The following is a 7,013-nucleotide window of genomic DNA, read 5'->3' as shown; positions in this document are numbered from 1 at the left end:
CAACGAGCGGTACTTCCCCTACGTCATCGAGCCGGCGGCCGGACTGTCGCGGAGCCTGATGACCTTCCTGGTCGACGCGTACACCGAGGACGAGGCCCCGAACACCAAGGGCGGTGTCGACAAGCGCACCGTGCTGAAGCTCGACCCGCGGCTGGCGCCGGTCAAGATCGCCGTGCTGCCGCTGAGCCGCAACGAGGACCTGACCCCGAAGTCCAAGGCGCTCGCGACCGAGCTCCGGCAGTACTGGAACGTCGACTTCGACGACTCCGGCGCGATCGGCCGCCGCTACCGCCGTCAGGACGAGATCGGGACGCCGTACTGCGTCACCGTCGACTTCGACACCCTGGACGACAACGCAGTCACCGTCCGCGAGCGCGACTCGATGCACCAGGAGCGGATCTCGCTCGACGGCCTGCGCACCTGGTTCGCGGAGCGGCTGGTCGGCTGTTGAGCGTCCGGTCGGGCCTGATATCCCGCACTCCGGGTGCTCTGCCGTGCACAATGTCCGGGTGATCGTGCGCACCCACCGCTCCCTGCTGACCCTTCCGGTCGCCGCCCTGGTGGCTGCGCTGACGCTGGCCGGGTGCGGCGGCCAACCGGAGAAGAAGGCCGGGCCGAGCGCCGACGCCAACGCGCAGACCGAGGTGCCGGTCCCGACCGGGATCGAGCTCACCGACTTCGGCTCGGAGCTGAAGTTCGGCGAGGCGGCCCGGGTGGCCTACGCGCCCAACGAGCAGCGCAAGTCGGTCCTCGAGCTGACCGTGCTCTCCGCGACCCAGGGCACCATCGGCGACCTCAGCGGCTACTCGCTGGAGGAGCGCACCCGGAACTCGACGCCGTACTACGTCCAGGTGAAGGTGAAGAACGTCGGCGACGGCGACGTCGGCCAGACCCCGATCCCGCTCTACCTGGTCGACAACCGCACCCCGAAGACGCTGATCATCGCGTCCAGCTTCACCAACTCGTTCACCAAGTGCCCTTCGACGAAGCTGCCGACGACGTTCGCGCCGCAGGCCGAGCTCAGCACCTGCCTGGTCTACCTGGCGCCGGACCACGGCACCATGACCGGGGTGTCGTTCCGGGGTGCCGACCAGAAGGGCGACCCGATCCTGTGGACCGGCACGGTGACCGTCCCCCAGGACAAGAAGAAGGCGTCCTGACGCTGTGCCTGCTTCTGGACTAGCCCTCGGCTCGGTCCGGGTCGACGTACCCGTGGTGCTGGCCCCGATGGCCGGGATCACCAACGCCGCCTACCGCCGGCTCTGCCGTGAGCAGGGCGCCGGGCTGTACGTCTGCGAGATGATCACCAGCCGCGGGCTGGTCGAGGGCGACGCGACCACGAAGCAGATGCTGGTCTTCGACGAGCTCGAGGACGTCCGCTCGGTCCAGCTCTACGGCACCGATCCGGCGTACGTCGGCAAGGCCACCGAGATCCTCTGCGCCGACTACGGCGTCCACCACGTCGACCTGAACTTCGGCTGCCCGGTGCCCAAGGTGACCCGCAAGGGCGGCGGCGCCGCGCTGCCCTGGAAGCGGAACCTGCTCGGCGAGATCCTCACCGCCGCGGTCTCCGCCGCCGCCCGGTACGGCGTCCCGGTGACGATGAAGACCCGGATGGGGATCGACCCGGAGCACCTGACCTACCTCGACGCCGGCCGGATCGCCGAGGAGTCCGGCGCCGCGGCGATCGCCCTGCACGGACGGACCGCCGTCCAGGGCTACTCCGGCACCGCGGACTGGGCACCGATCGCGGAGCTGGTCGAGCACGTCGGCATCCCGGTGCTCGGCAACGGCGACATCTGGGAGGCCGCCGACGCGCTCCGGATGGTCGAGGAGACCGGCGCGGCCGGTGTCGTCGTCGGACGCGGCTGCCTCGGCCGGCCGTGGCTCTTCCGCGATCTCGCGGCCGCCTTCACCGGCACCGCGGGACCCGGCGCGAGCGGCCTGGTACTGCCGACGCTGGGCGAGGTCCGCACGATGATGTACCGGCACGCCGAGCTGCTCAGCCAGCACATGGGCGAGGAGCGCGGGTGCAAGGAGTTCCGCAAGCACATCTCCTGGTACCTGAAGGGGTTCAGTGCCGGGGGAGACCTGCGGCACGCGCTGGCGCTGGTGAGCTCGCTGGCCGAGCTGGAGCGGCTGCTCGCCGAGCTCGACGGCGACGAGCCGTTCCCGACCGTCGTCCTGGGGGCGCCACGGGGGCGTCAGGGGAGTCCGCGCAAGCGGGTGGTGCTGCCCGAGGGCTGGCTGGACGACGAGGACGGCACAGGGTTGAGCTTGCAGGAGGACGCCGACGAGGTCAGCGGCGGCTGAGCGTGAAATCCGGGGTTACGGCCTCCGCGGGTGGGACGCGTCACGACCGTTTCGTCCCTATATGTCGCGAGTTCAGTTGGTCTTTTGACGCTGATCCGTGTTTGCATGGTCGCGCCCTCTCGGGCGGGCAGACCCTGTAGTCAACGTTAGGACCCACCCCGTGCCCCAAGGCCGACACAGCCTTGCCTCGCGCAACTCTCGGGCCCAGCGCCTCACCCTGATCGCCGCTCCTCTCGTCACCTGCGCCGTCGTCGGCGCCGGCGTCGCGCTCGCCGACGACGCCTCCCAGAAGCCCGACCCCGCGCTGCAGGCATCCAGCACCGTCGCCGCCGGCGCTGCCGCGGCCGCCACCGCCGACCGCTCCGCTCCGCTCTCCCGGAGCGTCGAGCGCGTCCCGGTCGTCACCGCCAAGCGCTGGTCCACCGCGGACCTCGACCTCCGACTCGCTCCGACGGACGGCGCCAGGACCCGCGGTGAGGTCGACAGCCTCAGCCGGATCGCCGTCACCGGTGTGAAGCGGGCCGGCTACGCCCAGGTCGTCGTGAACAAGAAGGCCTACTGGGTCACCGCCGAGTACCTGGTCGCCAAGAAGCCGACCTCCCCGGGGAACCTGCCGATCGTCGACAAGCCCTGCGCCGGCACCAGCGGCGTCGAGAGCGGCCTCACCGCCGGAGCGATCCGGGTCTACCGGGCCGTCTGCAACAACTTCCCGCAGATCACCAGCTACGGCGGTCGCGACAACCATGGCGAGCACCGCGGCGGCAAGGCCATCGACATCATGACGAGCGATGTCTCGCTCGGCACCGCGATCGCCGAGTTCCTGCGCGCCAACGCCGCCGAGTTCAATCTCTACAGCGTGATCTGGCGGCAGCGGATCTTCACCCAGGAGCGCGGGGGAGAAGGCTGGCGCTCCATGTCGAGCCGCGGCTCCGCCACCGCGAATCACATGGACCACGTCCACGTGTCGGTCTACTGAGGCCCGTTCCCAGCACAGAAATCCGCGCGCGGGAACAGACCGCCAGCACCTAGGGTTGGCCCACTGTGAGCACTGACCCCGCGACCGACGACACCCTGGTGGACGCGTCGCGGACGACCCTGATGGACGGGTTCCGGGTGCTCGGGGTGGCGATCCGGCGGGAGCCGTGGGTCTTCACGCTCTCCACCCTGGGCAGCGTGCTCTTCGGCGCGCTCACCGTGGCCGACGCCTGGGTGCTCGGCTGGTCCACCGACCACGTGCTGCTGCCGGCGTTCCGGACCGGGGAGACCTCGGCCGGGCTGCTGTGGGCAGTGCTGGCGCTCTTCGTCGGCGTCGCGATCCTGCGCGCCGTCGGCATCGTCGCGCGCCGGCTCGGTGCCGGCGTGATGCAGTACCGGATGCAGGCCGCCTACCGGCGCGAGGTGACGTCGCAGTACCTGCGGCTCCCGATGGCCTGGCACCAGCGGCACCCCACCGGCCAGCTGCTCTCCAACGCCAACGCCGACGTCGAGGCGGCCTGGGCACCGATCGCACCGCTCCCGATGGCGGTCGGGACGGTCGCGATGATGGCGATCGCCGTCGCCCAGATGCTGCTCGTCGACCTGACCATGGCCGTGGTCGGACTGATGGTCTTCCCGCTGGTCACGGTCGCGACGCTGACCTACCAGCACTTCTCCTCGCCGCTGTTCACCCGGATCCAGGCGCTGCGCGCCGAGCTCTCCGAGATCGCGCACGAGTCCTTCGACGGGGCGATGGTCGTCAAGACCCTGGGCCGCGAGGCCGAGGAGACCGAGCGGTTCGCGGCCAAGGCGAACGAGCTGCGCGACCTCGGCATCCGGGTCGGCCGGATCCGCGCCGTCTTCGACCCGATCCTCGAAGCGATCCCCAGCCTCGGCGTGCTCGCCGTCCTCGGCGTCGGCGTCTACCAGATCCAGCACGGCAACGCCGGTGCCGGCGACGTCGTCACGATCGCCTACCTGCTCACCATCGTCGCCTTCCCGATCCGCTCGATCGGCTGGCTGCTCGGCGAGTTCCCGCGCTCGGTGGTCGGCTTCCGCCGGGTCCACCGGGTCCTCGACGAGCCGGTCCGGACCACGTACGGCGACGCCACGCTGGCGGCCACCGGCACGGGTGCCCGGCTCGAGGTGGACCGGCTCGGGTTCGGCTACCCGGGCGGTGCGGCGCTGCTCGACGAGCTCAGCTTCACCGTCGAGCCCGGGCAGACGGTCGCGATCGTCGGCGAGACCGCGGCGGGCAAGAGCACCCTGACGACGCTGCTGACCCGGTTGGTGGACCCGGGCACCGGGCGGGTCCTGGTCGACGGCACCGATGTGCGCGACCTCGCCCCCGGCCAGCTCGCCGGGCACGCGGCGCTCGTCCCGCAGACAGCGTTCCTCTTCGACGACACCGTCCGCGGCAACGTCACCCTGGGCGAGGACGTCAGCGACGAGGACGTCTGGGCCGCTCTGCGCACCGCCCAGGCCGACGGGTTCGTCGCGGCGCTGCCGCACGGGCTGGACTCCAGGCTCGGCGAGCGCGGCACCACGCTCTCCGGCGGTCAGCGGCAACGGCTCTCGCTGGCCCGGGCACTGGTCCGCCACCCGCGGCTGCTGATCCTCGACGACGCCACCTCGGCGGTCGACCCCGAGGTGGAAGCCCGGATCCTGGCGGCGATGCGGAGCACCAGGGCGGACGCCGACGCCGCCGGGTCGACGCTCGTCCTGATCGCCTACCGCAAGGCCACGATCGCGCTGGCCGACGAGGTGCTCTTCCTCGCCGACGGCCGGATCGCCGACCGCGGCGCCCACGAGGACCTGCTGCTCCGCAACCCCGCCTACGCGCACCTGGTCAACGCCTACGAGACCACGGCCGCGGAGGTGGTCGCCGGTGAGTGAGGCAATCGGCGCTGCGACCGCGATGGACTCGGGCGAGAACATCTCCGCCTGGGCGACGATCAAGCGCGGCGCGGAGATCTCCCCGGAGCTCAAGCAGGGCTTCTGGGGCACGATGGCGCTGGCGCTGCTGGGGACGGCCGGCCGGGTCGTCGTACCGATCGCGGTGCAGCAGACCCTGGACAAGGGCATCAACGGACCGAACGGCGTCGACCAGTCGTACGTCGTCGCGATGGCGCTGCTGGCCGCGGCGGCGATGGTGCTGACCGGGATCTCGTCGTACCTGATGACCGCGCGGCTCTTCACCACCGCGGAACGCGGCCTGGCCACCCTGCGGATCAAGGCGTTCCGGCACGTCCACGACCTGCCGCTGCTCACCCAGAACACCGAGCGTCGCGGGGCGCTGGTCTCCCGGGTCACCAGCGACGTCGACCAGGTCAGCCAGTTCCTCGTCTTCGGCGGCATCATCGGCATCATCAGCGTCGGCCAGATCGTGGTCGCCACGGTGATCATGCTGTTCTACAGCTGGCAGCTGACGATCGTGGTCTGGGTCTGCTTCCTGCCGCTGTTCGGATCGTTGCAGTACTTCCAGCGCCGGCTCTCGGAGTCCTACGGCACCGTGCGCCAGATGGTCGGCCAGATGCTGTCGGTGGTCGCCGAGCCGGTGGTCGGAGCCCTGGTGGTCCGGACGCACGCGATCGAGGACCGGACCCAGGCGCGCATCGACGACTCGATCAGGCGGTACCAGGCCGCCAGCACCCGGGCCCAGGGCCTGACTGCGTTCTCCTTCTCGCTCGGCGGCCTCTCCGGCGGACTGGCGAACGCGCTGGTGCTGATCGTCGGGATCTGGCTCGGCTTCGACGGGCAGATCACCTCCGGCGAGGTCCTCGCCTTCGCGTTCCTGGTGACGCTGTTCGTCAGCCCGGTGCAGATGGGCACCCAGGTGCTCACCGACGGGCAGAACGCGATCGCCGGGTGGCGCCGGGTGATCGGCATCCTGGACACCCCGGCCGACCTCGACGACCCGGGGACGACGGGGGAGCAGCTGCCGCACGAACCGCTGGGCATCGCGTTCGACCACGTCGAGTTCCGCTACCCCGACGGGCCGCCGGTGCTGATCGACGTGGACCTGGAGATCGAACCCGGCACCCGGGTCGCCGTCGTCGGCGAGACCGGCTCCGGCAAGACCACCTTCGCCAAGGTCCTGACCCGCCTGATGGACCCGACGGCCGGGTCGGTCCGGCTCGCCGGCCACGACCTGCGTGACGTCGGCTTCGCCTCGTTGCGCCGCCGGGTGGTCCTGGTCCCGCAGGAGGGATTCCTCTTCGACTCGAGCCTGCGCGACAACGTCCTGTACGGCGACCTGGCGGCCGGCACCGAGCGGATCCGGGAGGCGATCGACGAGCTCGGCCTGACCGACTGGCTCGACGGCCTGCCGCACGGGCTGGACACCCGGGTCGGCCAGCGCGGAGAGTCGCTGAGCGCCGGGGAGCGGCAGCTGGTCGCCCTGATCCGGGCGCACCTGGCCGACCCCGACCTGCTGGTCCTCGACGAGGCCACCAGCGCCGTCGACCCGGCCCTGGAGATGCGGATCGGGCGGGCGCTCGAGGCGCTGATGTCCGGCCGCACCAGCGTCACCATCGCGCACCGGCTCACGACGGCCGAGAACGCCGACGAGGTGATCGTCTTCGACCGCGGCCGGGTGGCGCAGCGAGGCCCCCACCAGGCCCTCGTCGCCGAAGGCGGAATCTACGGCCGCCTGCACGCCTCGTGGACCGCCCAACAAAGTTGAACAGGCCCTTCTTGTCGGGCGAGCGGGCCGTTGTCGTCGG

General features: G+C 71.1%; 6 protein-coding genes. All 6 read left to right on the top strand.

The window, feature by feature from the left end; all coding sequences use genetic code 11:
• Window positions 1-451: His/Gly/Thr/Pro-type tRNA ligase C-terminal domain-containing protein (locus tag EFK50_RS22590; RefSeq protein ID WP_246004004.1), on the top strand; the 451-nt coding region annotated here is incomplete at its 5' end.
• A gap of 58 nt (window positions 452-509) precedes the next feature.
• Window positions 510-1,160 (top strand): hypothetical protein, encoded by a 651-nt coding sequence (locus tag EFK50_RS02995; protein WP_148046034.1) that lies wholly within the window; start codon window positions 510-512, stop codon window positions 1,158-1,160.
• A 4-nt stretch (window positions 1,161-1,164) separates the two neighbouring features.
• On the top strand, window positions 1,165-2,313 hold the full coding sequence (gene dusB / locus EFK50_RS02990) for a tRNA dihydrouridine synthase DusB (protein WP_281273977.1): 1,149 nt from the start codon (window positions 1,165-1,167) through the stop codon (window positions 2,311-2,313).
• Window positions 2,314-2,473: 160 nt separating this feature from the next.
• Entirely contained in the window at window positions 2,474-3,289 is an 816-nt protein-coding gene (locus EFK50_RS02985; protein ID WP_123226062.1) for a VldE C-terminal domain-containing protein, read from the top strand.
• A 65-nt stretch (window positions 3,290-3,354) separates the two neighbouring features.
• A complete protein-coding gene (locus tag EFK50_RS02980) occupies window positions 3,355-5,184 on the top strand; it encodes an ABC transporter ATP-binding protein (RefSeq protein ID WP_246004003.1) in 1,830 nt (609 codons plus the stop codon).
• On the top strand, window positions 5,177-6,973 hold the full coding sequence (locus EFK50_RS02975) for an ABC transporter ATP-binding protein (RefSeq protein WP_342772362.1): 1,797 nt from the start codon (window positions 5,177-5,179) through the stop codon (window positions 6,971-6,973). The genes EFK50_RS02980 and EFK50_RS02975 overlap by 8 nt, the downstream gene beginning before the upstream one ends.
• The last annotated feature ends 40 nt before the right edge of the window (window positions 6,974-7,013 follow it).

It is taken from the genome of Nocardioides marmoriginsengisoli (assembly GCF_003725695.1).
In the GTDB taxonomy this organism is placed as follows: Bacteria; Actinomycetota; Actinomycetes; order Propionibacteriales; family Nocardioidaceae; genus Marmoricola; species Marmoricola marmoriginsengisoli.
This window is presented reverse-complemented; position numbering and strand designations above follow the sequence as displayed.